Here is an 18,442-nt window from a genome sequence, read left to right as displayed (position 1 = left end):
AGGCCCGGAGGTGCCCCAGGCACCGCAAACGCCCTGCACAAGAAACCAGATGAGAGTGTGAGTCATGTCGTCAGATCAATTCAGTACCTCCTTCGCTCAACAGCGTCTGTGGTTTCTTGAGCAATATGAGCCGGGCACTGGCCTGTACAACATACCGGCGGCCTGCCGGATCGAGGGCCCGCTGCGACTCGACGCGCTCGAACACAGCCTCAATGCGGTCATCGCACGCCACGAGGCATTGCGCACCCGCTTTGACGTGGCCGACGACCTGCCGGTGCAGGTCATCGAGCACCACGCACCGGTGCGGATCGAGTGCATCGACCTGCAAGCGTTGCATGACCGGCACCTAACACTGCAGCAGTACATCGATGAAGAAGCGGCCAAGCCCTTCGACCTGGCCCAGGCCCCGCTGATCCGCGCCAGCGCGATCAGGGTCGGCCCCCACGAGCACATCCTGCTGCTGACCCTGCACCACATCGTCTCCGACGGGTGGTCCATGACGCTGCTGCTCAACGAGTTGAGCGCGCTCTACAACGCCCGGCTGCGCGGCGACGATCCCGTCCTGCCGGAACTTGAGGTGCACTACGCCGACTACGCCCACTGGCAACGGGACTGGCTGCAGGGCGAAACCCTCCAGGCCCAGCTCGACTACTGGGCGAGCCGGCTCGAAGGGGCGCCGGGCGTGCTGGAGCTGCCGAGCGACCGCCCTCGCCCGCCTCGCCTGGACCACGCCGGCGAGCGGGTGCATTTCGAGTTGCCCCGCGACCTGACGGAGCGCCTCCAGCAGCTCAGCCAGCGCCACCAGGCGACCCTGTTCGCCACGCTGCTCTGTGCGTTCAACAGCCTGCTGTTCCGCGTGAGCAACCAAGCCGACATCAGCGTCGGTTATCCGGTCGCCAACCGTAACGACGCGCAGACTCAGGCGCTGATCGGTTTCTTCGTCAACACCCTGGTGTTCCGTAGCCAGGTCGGTGCCGGACAACCCTTCGCCGACTACCTGAAACAGGCCCAATCGCGCCTGCTCGATGCCGACGAGCATCAGGACGTGCCGTTCGAGCGGCTGGTGGAAGCCTTGTGCCCTACCCGCGAGCTCAACCACTCACCGCTGTTCCAGGTGATGTTCTCCTTCTTCAACCAGGACATCGCCCAGGCGCTGACGCTCGACGCCACCACCGCGAGCGTGCTGCCCCAGAACAGCCGCTTCGCCAAGTTCGACCTGTCGCTGGAAATGCACATGCGCGACGGCGTGCTGGGCGGCTTCTTCGAGTACCGCACCGCGCTGTACGACCGGGACAGCATCGAGCGTCTGAGCAGCTACCTGCACGTCTTGCTGGCGTCCATCATCGCCGACCCGGGCCGCCCCATCGGTGACCTGGAACTGCTGCCGCCGGCGGAGCGCCTGTCCCGGCTGGCGCCCCAACCCGACGCCGGATTCGCCCTGTCGGCCGAGCGCTGCGTACACGACCTGTTCCTCGATCAGGCACGGCTGACACCCGACGCCACGGCCATCGTCTGCGCCGGGCAGCACGTGAGCTATCGCCAGCTCGAACAGCAGGCCCAAGCCATCGCCGCGCACCTGCTGGAGCTGGGCGCCGGGCCGGACAGCTGCGTGGCCGTGTGCCTGGACCGCTCCGTCGGCATGGTGGCGGCCTTGCTCGGCACCTGGATGGCCGGGGCCGCCTATGTCCCCATGGATCCTGCCTACCCGCACGCCCGCCTGCTGCACATGCTCCAGGACTCGCAGGCGCCGATCTTGCTGACCGAGCGCCAGCACGCCGAAGCCTTCGCCGGGCACGCGTCCGCCGTCGTGACCCTGGAGGACCTTGATCCGAACCGGTCCGCCGTCGTCACCCGTCCTCCCGTCGCGGCCCTGAACACCGCTTACGTGATCTACACCTCGGGCTCCACCGGCCTGCCCAAAGGCGTTCAGGTGCCCCATCGCGCGGTGGTCAATTTCCTCCGCTCGATGACGGCGAAGCCCGGCATCGGCGCAACGGACCGCTTGCTGGCGGTGACCTCCATTTCATTCGATATCAGTGTCCTGGAGCTGTTCTTGCCGCTGGTGAGCGGCGCCAGCATCGTTCTGGCCGAGCGCGAGGCGGCGGCGGACGGGCATGCGCTGATCAAGCTGGCGATGGCCCATGACGCGACGGTCATCCAGGCCACGCCCTCGACCTACTGGCTGATGCTCGAAGCCGGTTGGCCGAGCACGCTCAAGCTCAAGGCCCTGTGCGGCGGCGAGGCCCTGGCGCCGGAGCTGGCGGACAAACTGCTGCAACGCACCGAGTCGTTGTGGAACATGTACGGGCCGACCGAAACCACCATCTGGTCGGCCGTCGGCCGGGTGACCTCGACCCACTGCCCGATCGGCGAACCGATCGCCAACACGGTGCTGCGGATCCTCGATGAAAGCGGCCACCTGTGCGCCATCGGCAGCCCGGGCGAACTGCACATCGGTGGCGAGGGGGTCAGCCGCGGCTACTTGAACCGCGCCGAACTGACCGCCCAGAAGTTCGTCCCCGATCCGTACGCCAGCGAGCCGGGCGCACGGCTGTACAAGACCGGCGACCTGGTTCGCTGGCTGGCCAACGGTGACATCGAGTTCCTCGGGCGGATCGACAACCAGGTCAAGGTGCGCGGGTTCCGCATCGAGCTGGGGGAAATCGAGCAGCAGCTGGATCGCCACCCCGCGGTGCTCCAGGCCGTGGTCGCCGTTCGGGAGGACGTGCCCGGCGAGCGGCAGATCGTGGCCTACCTGCGCCTTGCCGAGGGCCACACGCTGGATCCGGCGATCATGCGCCAGCACCTGGGGCTGGCCTTGCCCGGCTACATGATCCCCAACCATTTCGTGGCGCTCGAACAGCTGCCGTTGACCCCCAACGGCAAGATCGACCGCAAGCGCCTCCCCGCACCGGAGCCGACCGCCCGGACGGCAGCGGGCCAGCCGCCCTCCACGCCCCTGGAAAAGGCCATCGCCGACATCTGGCAACAGGTCCTCAAGCGGCAGGACATCGCCGTCACCGACAACTTCTTCGAACTGGGCGGGCACTCGCTGCTCGCGACCCAGGTCATCTCCCGGATGCGCAAGCACCTGAAGATCGACATCCCGATCCGCAGCCTGTTCGAAACGCCGACCATCGCCCAACTGGTCGACGACCTCGACGCGCAGGCGGGCCGAGAGAGCCCGCCGATCCTCGCCTACACGCTGCCGCAGACGCTGCAGCCGTTGTCCTTCGCCCAGGAACGCCTGTTCTTCCTCAGCCATTTCGAACCTGACAGCGCGGCCTACAACATCGCGCTGGCCCTGGAGCTGAACGGCCCGCTGGACGCAGCGGTGCTGCAGCGCTGTCTGGATGCGCTCATCCAGCGTCACGCCAGCCTGCGCACCACGTTCATCCTCGACGAGAACGGCAAGGCCCAGGCGCAGGTCCATCCGGCCGCTTCCGCCGCGCTGGCCTGCCTCGATCTGCGCCAGCACGGGCAACCGCTCGAAGAGGCCCGCCGCCTGGCAGAGGCCGAGGCCCGGCAACTGTTCGCGCTCGAACAAGGGCCGTTGCTGCGTACCGCCCTGCTGCAGCTCGGCGAGCAACGGCATGCCTTGCTGTTCACCTTGCACCACATCGTCGGCGACGGCTGGTCCATCGCCCTGCTGGCCCGCGAAGTGATGGCCCTGTACCGGGCCTTCGCCCAAGGCCAGCCATCCCCGCTGCCGGCGCTGGAGATCCAGTACAGCGACTACGCCTTCTGGCAGCGTCAATGGCAGGCCCCCATCGAGTTCGAACCCCAGACCGCCTTCTGGCGCGAGCACCTGGCCAACGCCCCCACCACCTTGGAGCTGCCCACCGACCGCGTGCGGCCGGCGATCCAGACCTACCGCGGGCACGTGATCGAGCGGCCGCTGGACGCGCCATTGTCCGGGCAGATCGATGCCTTGGGCCAGCGCCACGGCGCCACGCCGTTCATGGCCCTGCTGGCCCTGTTCAACCTGCTGCTGGCCCGCTACAGCGGCCAGCACGACATCGTCGTCGGCACCCCGATCGCCAACCGCACCCGGGCCGAGGTCGAGCCGCTGATCGGCCTGTTCGTCAACACCCTGGCCTTGCGCACCCGGCTGGAAGGCAACCCGAGCTTCAGCGCATTGCTTGAACAGGTCCGCCAGACCACCCTCGGCGCCTACGCCAACCAGGACGTGCCGTTCGAGAAAGTCGTCGAGGCCCTGGAACTGCCCCGGGACATGAGCCGCTCGCCGTTGTTCCAGGTGATGTTCGTGCTGCAGAACGCGCCGACCGAGGCGTTCACGTTGCCGGGCCTTGAGATCGCGCAGCTGGCGGTCGAGGCGACCACCGCCAAGTTCGACCTGACCCTGGAGCTGACGCCGTCGGACCAGGGCTACCGCATGCGCTGGGAATACAACTGCGACCTCTTCGACGCCGCGACCGTGGAACGCATGGCCAGCCACTTCGAGACCCTGGCCCGTTCGGCCGTGGCGGCGCCAGACCAGCCGCTGCGGCGGATCGCGATGATCACCGAGACGGACAAACAGCAGCTGCTCCACGGCTGGAACGCGACGCAGCAGGCTTTCCGTCCGCTGCCGGTGCACAGTCTGTTCACGGAAATGGCCGAGCGTTGCGCCGACCTGCCGGCGGCGGTCTTCGGCGACGAATCACTGAGCTACCGCCAACTGGAAGCGCGCTCCAACCAGTTCGCCCGCTACCTGCAACGCGCCGGTGTCACGCCTGACACCCTGGTGGGCATCTGCCTGGAGCGCTCGCTGCACGTACCGGTCGCGATTCTCGGCATCCTCAAGGCCGGTGCGGTGTGCGTGCCCATGGACCCAAGCTATCCGACCGAGCGCCTGCGCTTCATGGCCCAGGATGCCCGGGCCGACCTCATCGTCACCCTCACCAGCCTGCGCCACCGCGTCGAGGGCTGCTGCGAAACCCTGGTCTGCATGGACCGCTGCGACGACGCCTGGAACGAGTCGTCGGTCAACCCAGGCCAGCCGCAACACCTGCTGAGCCTGTGCTATGTGATCTACACCTCGGGCTCGACCGGCCAGCCCAAGGGCGCAGCATTGACCCACGAGATGCTGACCAACCTGGTGCAATGGCAACTCACCGAGTCGCAACTGGGCCAAGGCGACAACACGCTGCAATTCTCGCCCCTGAGTTTCGACGTCAGCTTCGACGAGTTCTTTTCCACCTGGGCCAGCGGCGGCACGCTGGTGATGGTCAGCGAAGAGACCCGCAAGGATCCGGTGCTGCTGCTCGAACTCATCGAGCGGCAACGCATTGCCCGGCTGTTCATCCCGTTCGTGGCCTTGCAAGGGATCGCCGACGCCGCCGCCGATCTCGATCAGTTGGCTTGCCTCCGGGAAATCGTCTGCGGCGGCGAGCAACTGCAGATCACCCAGGAAGTCGTCGAGCTGTTCCAGAAGCTGCCCGCCGCGTTGCTGCACAACCAGTACGGCCCCACCGAGTCGCATTTCGTCACCGGCTACCGCCTCACCGGCGACCCGACGCAGTGGCCGGCGCTGCCCCCGATCGGCAAACCGCTGTTCAACTCACAGATGTACGTGCTCGACGCCGACCTGGAGCCGGTGCCCGTGGGCGTGCGCGGCGACCTCTACATCGCCGGCATCCACCTGGCGCGCTGCTACTGGGAGCGCACGGACATCACCGCCGAACGCTTCATCCCCAACCCTCACAGCCCGGTGCCGGGGGCGCGGATGTACAAGACCGGCGACGTCGCACGCTATTTGCCGGACGGCAACATCGAGTACCTGGGACGCTCCGACCACCAGGTCAAGATCCGCGGTTTCCGCATCGAGCTGGCCGAAGTGGAACAGGCCCTGATGACCCTCGACGGCGTGGCCGCTGCGGCGGCCACGGTCAGGGAGGACCGTCCGGGCCTGAAGAAACTGGTGGGTTATCTGGTCGCCAAGGGTGGCGATACGCTGGACATCGCTGCGCTCCGGGAACAGCTCAAGCAACGCCTGCCGGACTACATGGTCCCCAGCGCCTTCGTCTGCCTCGACACCTTGCCGCTGACCCCCAGCGGCAAGGTCGACAAGCGTTCCTTGCCGCGTCCCCAGCACGAAGCGCTGGAAGACGACCACGTCGCCCCCCGCAATGACGGCGAGCGCCAACTGGCGCAGATCTGGGCCGATGTCCTGAACCTGCCGCGGGTCGGCGTCACCGATGACTTCTTCGCCCTCGGCGGACATTCGCTGCTGGCGACCCAAGTGGTGTCGCGCATCCGCCGGCAACTGCAAGTGGACCTGGCCCTGCGCACGCTGTTCGAGACCCCGACCATCGAACAACTGCTGCCGCGGCTGGGCCAAAGCCCGGCGGCCAACGGCCAGGCGATCCCCGCGGCCCATGCCGGCCCCGGTGCGAGGAGCGCGTCTTTCGCGCAGGAGCGCCTGTTCTTCCTGAACCGGCTCGAGCGCTCCAGCGCCGCCTACAACATCGCGCTGGCCCTGGAGCTCAACGGAGCGCTGGACCGAACGCTGCTGCAACGCTGCCTGACCGAGCTGACCGCGCGTCACGAACCGCTGCGCACCACCTTCGCCCTCGACAGCGACGGACAGGTGCTGGCGAAAGTTCATCCGGCCGGCCCGGCCGCGCTGACCTGCCTCGATCTGCGCCAGCACGGGCAACCGCTCGAAGAGGCCCGCCGCCTGGCCGAGGCCGAAGCCGGGCATCTGTTCTCTCTTGAGCTGGGCCCGTTGCTGCGCACCACCCTGCTGCAGCTCGGCGAGCAACGGCATGTCTTGCTGTTCACCCTGCATCACATCATCAGCGACGGCTGGTCCATCGCCGTGCTCAGCCGCGAGGTCATGGCGCTCTACCAAGACTTCGCCCAGGGACAGCCGGCGTCCTTGCCGCCGCTGGAGATCCAGTACGCCGACTACGCCGCCTGGCAGCGCCAGTGGCAGGCGCCCCGCGTGTTCGCGGCGCAGGCGGACTATTGGCGCAAACAGCTGGCCCACGCCCCCGCCAGCCTTGACCTGCCGACCGACCGGCCGCGCCCGGCGATCCAGACCTACCGCGGGCACGCGCTCAGCCTGTCGCTGGGCCGTCAGCTGTCCGGGCAGATCGACGCCTTGGGCCAACGGCACGGCGCCACGCCGTTCATGACCCTGCTGGCCCTGTTCAACCTGCTGCTGGCCCGCTACAGCGGCCAGCACGACATCGTCGTCGGCACCCCGATCGCCAACCGCACCCGGGCCGAGGTCGAGCCGCTGATCGGCCTGTTCGTCAACACCCTGGCCTTGCGCACCCGGCTGGAAGGCAACCCGAGCTTCAGCGCGTTGCTCGATCAGATCCGCCAGACCACCCTCGGCGCCTACGCCAACCAGGACCTGCCGTTCGAGAAAGTCGTCGAGGCCCTGGAGCTGCCTCGGGACCTGAGCCGCCCGCCGTTGTTCCAGGTGCTGTTCGTGCTGCAGAACACCGTCCCGCAGGCCCTGCAACTGCCGGGTGTGGAAGTCGCACCGTTCGACATCGGAACGACCACCGCCAAGTTCGACCTGAGCCTGGAAATGACGCCCTCGGACCAGGGCTACCAGATGCGCTGGGAATACAACCGCGACCTGTTCGACGCCGCCAGCATCGAGCGCATGGCCAGCCATTTGATCAACCTGGCCTGCGCTGCGGTGGACGATCCGGAACAGCCAATCGCCAGCCTCCCGCTGCTGTCTGCGGCGCAAAGGCACGAGATGCTTGAGCAGTGGAACGCCACCGAGGTGGATTACGAGCCCGTGGCCGCGCTGCATCAGCTGTTCGAGCGCCAGGTCGAGCGCACGCCCGATGCCGTTGCGCTCACCTTCGAAACGCAATCGCTCAGCTACCGCCAGCTCAACGAGCGGGCCAACCAATTGGCCCGCTACCTGATCGACCAGGGCGTGAAGAACGATGACCTGGTCGCGGTGCACGCCCACAGAAGCCTGGAGATGACCATCGGCTTGCTGGGCATCCTGAAGGCGGGGGCCGCCTACGTGCCGGTCGACCCGGACTACCCCGACGAGCGGGTCGCCTACCTGCTGGCCGATGCGGCGCCGGTGATGGTCCTGACCCAACAGGCCTTGCAGGCGCGCGCACCGCTGCGTGCCTTCCGGCAGGTGTGCCTGGACGCAGACGCCGCGCGGCTGGCCGAGCTGCCGCGCAGCAATCCGCAGCGGACGGTCGATCCGTTGGGCCTGGCCTACTGCATCTATACCTCCGGTTCCACCGGCAAGCCGAAAGGTTCGCTGAACACCCATCAGGCGATCATCAACCGCATTCAGTGGATGCAGGCCCAATACTCGCTGGACGCTGCGGACAAGGTCCTGCAAAAGACGCCGTTCTCGTTCGATGTCTCGGTCTGGGAGTTCTTCTGGCCGCTGAGCGTCGGTGCCCGACTGCTGGTAGCCCGCCCCGATGGGCACAAAGACCCGCGCTACCTCGAAGCGTTCATCGAACGGCATGGGATCACCACGGCGCACTTCGTGCCTTCGATGCTCAGTGCCTACATGGCGTATACCCAGGCCGGCCATTGCCGCACGCTGCGCCAGGTGTTCAGCAGCGGCGAGGCTTTGTCCACGGCGGTGCAGAATGACTTCTTCGCACGCTTTCCGGCGACCGCGCTGCACAACCTGTACGGGCCGACCGAGGCGGCGATCGACGTCACTTTCTGGCCATGCAGCCCCGACGAAAGCCGCCATGCCGTGCCGATCGGCCGGCCAGTGGCCAATACCCGCACCTATCTGCTCGATGCCCGTCTGCAACCGGTGCCCGTCGGCGTGACCGGCGACCTGTACATCGCCGGCGTGCAGCTCTCGCGCGGCTACCTCAACCGGCCGGAACTGACCGCTGAACGATTCATTCCCGACCCCTACGGCGCGCCGGGCAGCCGCATGTACCTGACCGGCGACAAGGCCCGTTACCTTGCCAGCGGCGACATCGAGTACCTGGGCCGCAACGACCAGCAGATCAAGCTGCGCGGCATGCGTATAGAGCTGGGCGAAATCGAAATGCAGCTGTGCGCGCACCCGCTCGTCAGCCAGGCCGTGGTCGGCGTGCAAACCCAGGGCGGCGACGCTTGCGGCCTCACCGCCCACCTGGTGTGCGTCGCCGGCGCGCAGCCGAGCGCCGCCGAACTGCGGGACTTCCTGTCCCGCACCCTGCCCGGCCACATGGCGGACATGAGCTTCAGCTTCGTTGAGCGACTGCCGCTGCTGCACAACGGCAAAGTCGACCGGCAAGCACTGTCCGCCCTGGCGGGCACGCCCCAGCAGAGCGAGCCGTCGACGCAAGCGCCGGCCACGGCACTGGAAAAGAGCGTGGCCCACATCTGGAAGTCGACCCTCAAGCTCGACGCGATCGGCCTGAACGACAACTTCTTCGAGAAAGGCGGTCATTCGCTGCTGGCCATGAAGATGGTCGATCAGGTCAACCGGGAACTCGGCCTCGCGGCCGAGGTGCGCCAGGTGTTCGAGTCGGCGGACCTGGGAGCCTTTGTGCGCAAGATCAGCCAGGGCGATGCCGAACGCAGCTCGACACGCATGCAGCTTAAGGAAGGCGGGAGCAAGCACCTGTTCCTGGTGCATGCCGTGGGCGGAACCGTATCACCCTACATCCGGCTGGCGCACCTGTTGCCCGACGACTTCACCGTCCATGCGTTCCAGTCCGCCGGGCTCGAAGAAGGCACCTCGCCCGGCGACAGCATCGAAGCGCTGGCCACGGCCTACATCGAGCAGATGCGCCGGGTGCAGCCGACCGGGCCGTACTACTTGGGCGGCTGGTCGATGGGCGGTGTGATCGCCTTCGAAATGGCGCGCCAGCTCGAAATGCACGACCAGCCCGTGCGCCGGTTGCTGCTGATCGACGCGCCTGCCCCGGGCCTGGCGTCGCCGGCCCAGGCGTGGCCGCTGGGCGCCTACCTGGTGGATCTGGCCCGTTCGCTGTCGATGGACCTGCCGTTCTCGGCCGAGCGCCTGAGCCAGCTCATGGCGCAACCGGACCGGGACGCGGCGACCGTCGCGGCGGCCCGCCGCACCGGCCTGATCCCGGACAGCCTGGACGACGCCCAACTGGAGCGGCGCCTGGCGGTCTTCGCGGCCAACCAACAGGCGCTGTCCACGTATGCCCCCCGGAACGGGGTCAACAGCCCCGTGAACCTGCTGCACACCCAGGACAACGCGGCCAGCGAGACGCATTGGCGCCGATGGTGCGGACAGTCGTTCGCCGGCCAGGCGCTGCAGGCCGACCACTACAGCATTCTCGAAGCCGCCACCCCCTGCATCTACAAGCTGCTCGGATAAAAAAAATGATCAAGATCGGTTCGATAAGGAGTGTCCATGACCAACTTCAACAATGATGCCTATCTCCAGGCAAAAGCAGCCGAGCCACAGCAGCCTTGCGACCTGCGTGCAAACCCGGCCCACTCGGGCGGCCTGTTCATGGAGGCGCCTCACAGCGAGCTCTGGAGCCGCAATTTCGGCGCGCCCGTCACCGGTCTCTGCCTCACGGCGGATGCCGCGTGGCTTGCCGTCGCCTGCCGCAACCGCACCCTCACGGTGCTGACCCGCGATTGCCGACCGTGCTGGTCGCAGCAGTTCGCGGATGAGCTCACGTGCCTGGCGATCAGCTCCACGCCTTGCGTCGCGGCGGGTACGCAACGGGCGGCAGACGGCAGCGGTACGGTCAGCCTCTTCGATGCAGACGGCCAAGCGCTGTTCAGCGTCCCCCTGGTGTCGGCGCCCTACGACATCAGCCTCTCGGCCGACGGCGAACGACTGGTCGTCCTCTGCCAAGACCAGACCCAGCACATCGTCACCCGCAGCGGCAGCGGCTACGAGCTGCGGCAAGCCGACGCCCGCCACCTTGAGCCGGCCGCTTCATCGGCGGCTTCGAGCCACTGCGCCAGCCTGCTGAAGGTCAAGGAGCGCCTGATCAGCGTGCTGGACCGGGACGCCGGGATCGTGGCGCTGCACGAGCTGCCGCGCACGGCGGTCAAATGCGCGGTCTCCCACACTGGCCGCGCCGGCATCGTCGCCCTGGAAGACGGCTCGGCCCTGCTGCTTGAGGGCGACGGCCTGCGGCAGTGCAAAGCCACCGCCGTGGTGGCCGCGCCGGGCATCTGCAGCGTCGCGATCTCTGCGGGCGGCACAGCCGTCATCGGTTCGCCCGACGGCACCCTTCGCCTGCTCGATCGCCAAGGCAAGCCGCTCTGGGCCTGCAAGGCGGGCGGTGAGGTCTGGGCCGCCGGCATTTCGCAAGACGGCTCGATCGTCGTGTCAGGCTGCACCGACGGCACGGTCAAGCTGCTGGTCAACCATGCCCACGACAGCCACAACCAGCACATCGGCCTGCTGCAACTGAACGCAGAACAACTGGCCGACGAGGCCGAACAGCGCAACGCGGCCGAAGCGCTGCTCGCCCAGCTCGGGCAAACGGGGCTGATCGAATATGCCGTGGACTGGCTGAACGGCGGATCGCTGCGACTGAGCCAGGCAGACCGGGAGGCACTGGCGATCAAACTGCTGGCCGAGGATGTGCGGCTGTTCCCCAGCCACTGCACCAGCCATTTCCTGTTGGCGCAGGCCTACCAGCAGCGTCAGGAATGGCACCAGGCGGCGCGGCACTTCACTTGGGCGGGCCAGGACGACCGGATGAAGCTCAAGAGCTTCACCCAGGCCGGCGAGAGCTTCCTCATGGCCGGTCATCACTTCGCGGCGAAATCGGCCTTCCGACGCGCCCGCGAACTGACCGTCAGCGAAGAGGCCAAGAAAACCCTCTACACCCTGGGGCGTATCCATCAGGAGCAGGGCTCCTTCGCCGAGGCCCAGAAATACTACGAAGTGGTGTTTACCCTCTGCCCCGACTACCTCGATACCGACACCCGACTGCAGCAGCTCAGCCGCCAGGCCGCGCAACCTGACAGCCTGCGCAGCGACGACAAGGACTGGTACGCCAGCCTGATCCTGGGGCTGCTCGACCCCGCCGCGCAACGCGGTTTCGCCCCGGGCACCGCACGGGCCACCCAACTGGCGGGCGTGGCCGAACAGCGCGGGCGGCTGCTCTCGGTGATCGATGGGTTCGCGCTGGACAAAGCCGACAAGGCCGCCGATGCCGCACTGGACTACGACGTGGCGGCCTACATGCGCTACGACTGCTCCGTGCCCGAGGACGAAGCCAAGAAATCCCTTGAGCTGGTCAACATGCTCGATTGCCTCAAGCATTACGGCCCGTTCCGCAAAAGCCTGGACATCGGCGCCGCGACCGGCCGCTACCCGACCCTGCTGGCCCAACAAGGCATCCAGGCATTCGGCGTCGACCTGGAACCGAGGGCCGTCGAGTATGCCCGGCAGAAAACCGGCGGCGCGCTCAATCCGGACTTCCGTCAGGGCGACGCCAGGGCGCTGCCGTTCGAAAGCACTCAGTTCGACCTCATCACCTGCATGATGGGCACGGCAGCGCACTTCCCGAGGCAGGACTTCTCCAAGGTCATGTCCGAAATCCATCGCTGCCTGGTGCCGGGCGGGTTCTGCGTGATCTCGACCTGGGACATCGAATGCCCGCACCTGACCTACCTCTCGATCTACTCCCACGAGCAGAAGGAACTGATGCGACAGAACGCCCTCAGCCGTGGCGAGGCCAGTGAGATCGCCCGGGCGCAGGGCTTTGCGGTCGAGGAGATCCGTCCGCTGGGGCTGCTCCCCGAGTCGCTGGGCTACGAACTCGACCTGCAGCAGGACGGGCCTGCCCGGATCCGCAACCTGCTGGACATGGATCTTGCGCTGAAGGCCAAATTCCCGAGCCTGCACGGCCAGATGTACATGTTGATCATCCGCAAGACCTAAGCCTGGCCGATCGCAAAACACTAGCCTTCAACTTTTCAAGGACGTTCAACCATGACCACCGAAGAACAAGACACCGGCCTCTATCTCGTCGTGATCAACGACGAAGAGCAGTACTCCCTCTGGGCGGCCGAGCGCCCCCTGCCCGGCGGCTGGCACGCGACAGGGCAACAGGGCGACCGCTCGCAGTGCCTGGCCTACATCAAGGACACCTGGACCGACATGCGGCCGCTCAGCCTGCGCCAGCGCCTGCAACCCTAGTGCCGGACAAGGCTCGGGGTCACCCGGGCGGCGCCTTGCGCGTCGTCCGGGCGGGCCCGAGCCACCGGCAGGCGCCGCTTCTCTCTCTAAAGGAATAGCCTGATGTCTGTACGCAGTCGCTTCTCCAACAAGGCACCGGTCTCGCACGAGCGTGCCTCTCTTTTGCTGTTGCTCATTGCCTTCGTCGATGCTTCCGGGCGTGGCCTCTTCCTCGCCGGCGCCACGTTCTTCTATACCCAGGTGGTCGGCCTGAGCACCGTCCAGGTGGGCATCGGCCTGGCCCTGGCGGGGCTTTGCGGGCTTGTCTGCACGGTGCCCATCGGCCGGATCGCCGACCGCTTCGGCGCTGCCCGGGTGCTGGCGGTGCTGCAGGTCTGGCGCATGCTGGGCTTCCTGATCTACCCGTTCGTCAACGACTTCTACGCGTTCCTGCTCATCGCCTGCTTCATCGGCTGCGTGGAACAGGCGGTGTGGCCGATCATCCAGACCCTGGTGGGGGCGGCGGTCAAGTCCGATGCCTACGTCAAGACCATGTCCAAGGTGGCCATCGTCAGGAACGTCGCCTACATGCTCGCCGCAGGCGTGTTCGCCATCGTCGTCGGCGTCGCCAGCAGCGCCAACGCCGTGATCGGCCTGCTGATCGCCAATGCGCTGGCGTTCCTCATCTCGGCCGTGCTCCTGGTGGTGGCCAAATTGCCTCAGGCGGCTGCCCGGGAACAGGTCGACAGCGCGCCGGCCGCCGCCGCTGCGCATCCGCTGAAGAACCTCAACTTCCTCTCGCTGTCGCTGTGCAACGGCATCCTTTCGCTGCACCAGGCCGTGATGACCATCGCCGTGCCTCTGTGGCTGCTGACCAAGACCCAGGCGCCCAAAGCCCTGATCGGCCTCATCCTGGTGGTCAACGGCATCATGGCCATCACCCTGCAACTGGCGTTCAGCAAACGCGGCAACGAAGTGGTGCACGCCGCGCGCAAGCACCTCTACGCCGGGATCACCTTGGCGCTCTCCTGCGCCATGGTCGCCATGACCACGGCCGATCAGTCGCCCTACCTCGCGGCAGGGATTCTTCTGTTGGGTTGCGTGGTGATGACCTTCGGCGAACTGTGGCAATGCGCGGGCGCCTGGGGGATTTCCTATTACCTGGCGCCGGCCGAGAACCGGGCCTACTACCTGAGCGTGTATGCCTTGGGGGCGAACCTGATGACCGTGGTCTTCCCCGCGATCTTGCCGATCGCCGTGGTGGAACGCGGAGCTGCCGGATGGATCGGGCTGGGGGTCGTGTTTGCGATTGCCGGCATCGCCACGCCCCTCCTCGCCCGCGCCGCCAGCCGCCAGCGCGCAGGAACCCATGGCGATGACCTGCAGGCCCAAGGCGCGGAGGCCTGACACACGACGCTGACCAACCGGCCATTAAAGGACGCACTATCCAAACAGCTCATTAGTTGACCGGTTGTTTTGGCGCCATATGTAACCATCCCGTGACATTCAATATAAGCCACGGGAAGGACGGCCGTGCCCATTTCAAAATGTTGCGCACCCTATCCGTTGCTGGCACCATGGCAAAGTTATAAGGACTGCACTTGCTCATGGCACGCCAGAAAGGACTCTGATTTGAAAAAGAACTCTACGGTGCTCGATGCGATCGATCTGAAGATCCTGAACATCATGCAGACCGACTGCCTGACCACCACTTCGAAACTCGCGGAAGTTCTTTCCATGAGTGAAACGCCTTGCTGGCGCAGGCTCAAACGCCTTGAGGAAGAAGGCTTCATCCAGGGTTACCAGGCCATCCTGAACAAAGAGGCCCTGGGCTTCGAAGTCACCGCCTTCGTTCATCTCTCCGTCGATACACATACCGAAGACGTCACCCGAAAACTGGAAGAAAAGATTACTTCCTGCCCGGAAGTCGTCGCTCTTTACAATGTGACTGGGGACTATGACTTCTTGATAAAGATCGTCTGCAAAAGTATTTCCCTGTACACCGAGTTCATTGAAAAGACACTTCGCAAGATCCCCTGCATTACTCAAATCAAGACTTCCATCACACTTCGGGAGGTCTATGATTCCCGGCTGTTGCCTTTATCGGCACGTACATAACTTGCACACGCCACTGCTACGAACGCATACACGCCCAGGCGATCGCCCTGGCGACGACCCAGGCGCGGGCGAATCCCGTAACGATTGGCTACAGTGCATCTTCCGATGCCGCGAACGCACGGTCGCGGTCTGACCTCAGCAGTGATCCATCAACAGGATGTTCAAAGGAGCAGGATTTCATGGCAGCACTGGATACCGTTTTTCATGATCTTCATCGGCAAGGCCTGCTGATGCTCGCCAACGTGGGCGATGCCGGCGGCGCGCGCCTCGTCGAGCGCCTGGGCAGCAAGGCCGTGGCCACCAGCAGCGCAGCGATGGCCTGGTCCCATGGCTACCAGGACGGCAACAAACTCCCGCTGGAATTGCTGCGCTCCACCATCGCCTCGATGACCCGGGTGCTCAGCGTTCCCCTGACCGTGGACATCGAAGGGGGCTATTCGGATGAACCCGAACAAGTCGCCAACGTCATCGACGCCGTCCTCGCCGCCGGTGCGGTCGGGGTCAACATCGAAGACGGCGTGGGCTCCCCCGACCTGCTCATCCGCAAGGTCGACGCCGCCAAGAAAGTCGCCGACCGGCACGGGGTCAACCTGTTCGTGAACGTGCGCTGCGACGTCTACCTGAAGAACCTGCTGCCCGCCGAGCAGCGCCTGGAAGAACTGCTCAAGCGCGCCGCGCTGTATGCCAACGCAGGTGCAGACGGGCTGTTCGCCGCCGGCGTGGTCGAACCCCATGAAATCGCTGCGGTGTGCCGGGAATCGAAATTGCCGGTCAACCTGCTGTGGCGCGCAGGCCTGGCCGCTCCCGAGGAGCTGCAACGCCTCGGCGTCAGGCGCCTGAGCGCCGGCTCGGCCATCGCCGAGTTCCTGTATGGCGCCATGGGCGGGTTGGCCAGCAGCTTCCTGGAGCACGGGCATCTGGACACCCATGCCTTGAAGGCCCACACCTACGGCGAACTGAATTCGCTGATGGCTCCCCGGGCGCAGTGATCCAGTCCGGCTCGCTGACGCCGGCACAAGCCAAGGACATCGCCGGCAGCGAGCTGCCGGCCTACGTCACCGTGTTGTTCAATGCCGGCGAACGCGCTTCATGACGGGATGTGCCCGCTGCCTTTCGCGGCCCTGTTGCGCGAACGCAGCGCTTCGATGCCGCTGAAGAGCAACATGCCGCCGAGCATCGCGGCCACGAACAGCCAGGCCTGCCAATCCCCACCCGGCAGCAGCACCAGCGCCGGCCCCGGACAGAGGCCGGCCAGCCCCCACCCCACGCCGAACGTCAGGCTGCCGACGACGAGACGGCGGTCGATGTCGCGCCGGTCAGGCAAGTGCATCTTGGCGCCCAGCAAGGCCACCGGATGGAGACGCGCCCAGGCCATGGGCAACGCCGCCGCCCCGATGGCCCCGACCATCACCAGCGCCAGCGACGGATCCCATTCTCCGGCAAGGTCGAGAAAGCCCAGCACCTTGGCGGGGTTCGCCATGCCGGCCAGCAACAGGCCCACGCCGAACAGCACGCCTGCGAAAAAACCGATGATCCGGGTCATGTCATCCTCCTTGCATCAGATGCCGGGCAACGAAGACGGTGATGAACCCCGCCGCCATGAAGCACAGCACCGCCACCGCCGAGCGCGGTGACAGCCGGGACAGGCCGCACACGCCATGACCGCTGGTGCAGCCGCTGCCATAGCGCGTACCCACGCCCACCAGCAGGCCCGCCGCCACAAGCGTCAAGGCGCCTGCGCCGAAACGGGCCGGCGGCACCGGCGCAAACAGCTGCCAGAACAGCGGCGCGGCGATCAGTCCGAGCAGGAAAGCGCCCTTGTCTCCCCGCCCCTCCCCGCCGCGCTGCAACAGCGAGCCGAGCAACCCGCTGATGCCGGCGATCCGACCGTTCGCAGCCACGAACAACCCGGCCGCCAACCCGATCATCACGCCTCCCGCCAATGCCGACCACGGCGTAAAAGCAGACATCGCAACCTCCTCCCCTCTATACAGAAAAACGGATGCGCCTGCGCCTCAGGGCTCGGCCCTGCGGCTCAGCCGGCCCACCCAGGCCCATGCGCTCACGCCGTGCAATATAACGCTGAGCACGACGCAGGCAATGGTGGCGGAAATGAGCGTGTCGCGCGCCTGTAACGGCACATCCAGCACCAATACCGCGAAGACAATGGAGGCCAGGCCCCGCGGCCCGAACCAACCGATGAACAAACGGCTCTGCGTCGCCAGGGCACTGCCCGCCAGGCTGACCCAGACGGGCAGCATCCGCACCAGCGACAGGCTCAACAAGGCGTAGAGCCACACGGAAGGCGACAGGATCTGCGTGGCCTTGGGCGCCACATAGGCGCCGAACACCACCCAGGTGATCAACGAAAGCGCCTCGCCGAGGGACTCCCCAGCCTGCAGCAACGCGTGGGTTTCCCGCCTGAACAGGCAGCCGGTCAGCAGCCCCGCGCAGAACGCGGCGATGAACCCGCTGCCGCCCAATGCCTGGGCGCAGGCGAAGCTCAACAACGCCAGGCCCGGCATCACCAGTTGCTGCCATGAAGCGATCGGCGCGATATCGCGGCGCGCCCAGCGCAGCACGCCCCCCGACACCAACGCCAGGCCGACGCCGGTCAGCAGGCCGATCCCCAGCTCTTCCAGAAAGAGGTGCCCGGCCAACGTGAAAGGCAACGCGGTGTGCTTTTCCGCCACCAGCGCCATCAACAGGAGCATCAACGGCACGCAGATGCCGTCGTTCAGGCCGCTCTCGACGTTCAGGCTTTCCCGGATATCCGCCGGCACGGCGGGGTTGCTCACCACGGCCTTGCCGAGGGCGGCGTCCGTGGGCGCCAAGAGGGTCGACAGCAGGGCCATCTCCAGCCATGGCATCGCCGGGAACAGCCACCGGGCGACCAGCCAGCCGGCGATCAGGGTCAGGGGCAAACCGATCAGCAGCAGACGCAACGGCAAGTTGCGGTGCAGGCGCAACTGGGCAAGGTCGGCATTGGCGGCATCGGTGAACAGCACGATGGCCAGGGTCAGCTCAGCCAACTGGCGCAGGTCGTGACGATCCATCGCCAGGTTGAGCAGGCCCAGCCCGGCAGGGCCGGCGGCGACACCGGCCAAGAGGAACAAAAGCGGCCCGTTGACGGGTTTGGCCTCAAGCGAACCGGCGAAGGCCGCATACAGCACCAGCAATGCGCTCAACACGGCCAGGTTCTGGTACATGGCAACGCTCCTTGATCGCAACGTCTGTGCC

General features: G+C 66.3%; 9 protein-coding genes. 6 read left to right on the top strand and 3 right to left on the bottom strand.

What is annotated here, in order from left to right; all coding sequences use genetic code 11:
• Window positions 1-64 precede the first annotated feature (64 nt).
• From CAG29_RS15515 to CAG29_RS15490, 6 genes are all read left to right on the top strand, one after another.
• Window positions 65-10,306: a non-ribosomal peptide synthetase gene (locus CAG29_RS15515; RefSeq protein ID WP_085694735.1), complete on the top strand. Its 10,242-nt coding sequence runs from the start codon at window positions 65-67 to the stop codon at window positions 10,304-10,306.
• 36 nt (window positions 10,307-10,342) lie between these two features.
• On the top strand, window positions 10,343-12,847 hold the full coding sequence (locus CAG29_RS15510; RefSeq protein ID WP_256576792.1) for a methyltransferase domain-containing protein: 2,505 nt from the start codon (window positions 10,343-10,345) through the stop codon (window positions 12,845-12,847).
• A gap of 51 nt (window positions 12,848-12,898) precedes the next feature.
• Entirely contained in the window at window positions 12,899-13,105 is a 207-nt protein-coding gene (locus tag CAG29_RS15505) for an MbtH family protein (protein ID WP_085583173.1), read from the top strand.
• A 102-nt stretch (window positions 13,106-13,207) separates the two neighbouring features.
• A complete protein-coding gene (locus CAG29_RS15500; protein WP_085694734.1) occupies window positions 13,208-14,491 on the top strand; it encodes an MFS transporter in 1,284 nt (427 codons plus the stop codon).
• A 225-nt stretch (window positions 14,492-14,716) separates the two neighbouring features.
• Window positions 14,717-15,202 carry an Lrp/AsnC family transcriptional regulator gene (locus CAG29_RS15495; RefSeq protein WP_085583177.1) on the top strand — a complete coding sequence of 162 codons (486 nt, stop codon included), beginning with the start codon at window positions 14,717-14,719 and terminating at the stop codon, window positions 15,200-15,202.
• Window positions 15,203-15,381: 179 nt separating this feature from the next.
• Window positions 15,382-16,191 carry an isocitrate lyase/phosphoenolpyruvate mutase family protein gene (locus CAG29_RS15490; RefSeq protein ID WP_085694733.1) on the top strand — a complete coding sequence of 270 codons (810 nt, stop codon included), beginning with the start codon at window positions 15,382-15,384 and terminating at the stop codon, window positions 16,189-16,191.
• Window positions 16,192-16,289: 98 nt separating this feature from the next.
• Here CAG29_RS15490 and CAG29_RS15485 read toward each other — a convergent pair whose 3' ends face one another.
• Genes CAG29_RS15485 through CAG29_RS15475 form a run of 3 tightly spaced genes read right to left on the bottom strand, consistent with a single transcriptional unit; the run spans window position 16,290 to window position 18,411 of the window.
• Window positions 16,290-16,745, bottom strand: a complete 456-nt coding sequence (locus CAG29_RS15485; protein ID WP_085694732.1) for a DUF6691 family protein — start codon at window positions 16,743-16,745, stop codon at window positions 16,290-16,292.
• A 1-nt stretch (window position 16,746) separates the two neighbouring features.
• On the bottom strand, window positions 16,747-17,172 hold the full coding sequence (locus CAG29_RS15480; RefSeq protein WP_085583183.1) for a YeeE/YedE family protein: 426 nt from the start codon (window positions 17,170-17,172) through the stop codon (window positions 16,747-16,749).
• A 45-nt stretch (window positions 17,173-17,217) separates the two neighbouring features.
• On the bottom strand, window positions 17,218-18,411 hold the full coding sequence (locus CAG29_RS15475) for a sodium:proton antiporter (protein WP_085694731.1): 1,194 nt from the start codon (window positions 18,409-18,411) through the stop codon (window positions 17,218-17,220).
• Window positions 18,412-18,442: the final 31 nt, after the last annotated feature.

Source organism: Pseudomonas sp. B7(2017), from assembly GCF_002112745.1.
Taxonomy (GTDB): domain Bacteria; phylum Pseudomonadota; class Gammaproteobacteria; order Pseudomonadales; family Pseudomonadaceae; genus Aquipseudomonas; species Aquipseudomonas ekonensis.
The sequence above is the reverse complement of the archived record's forward strand: the minus strand, read 5'-3'. Positions and strand labels throughout refer to the sequence as shown.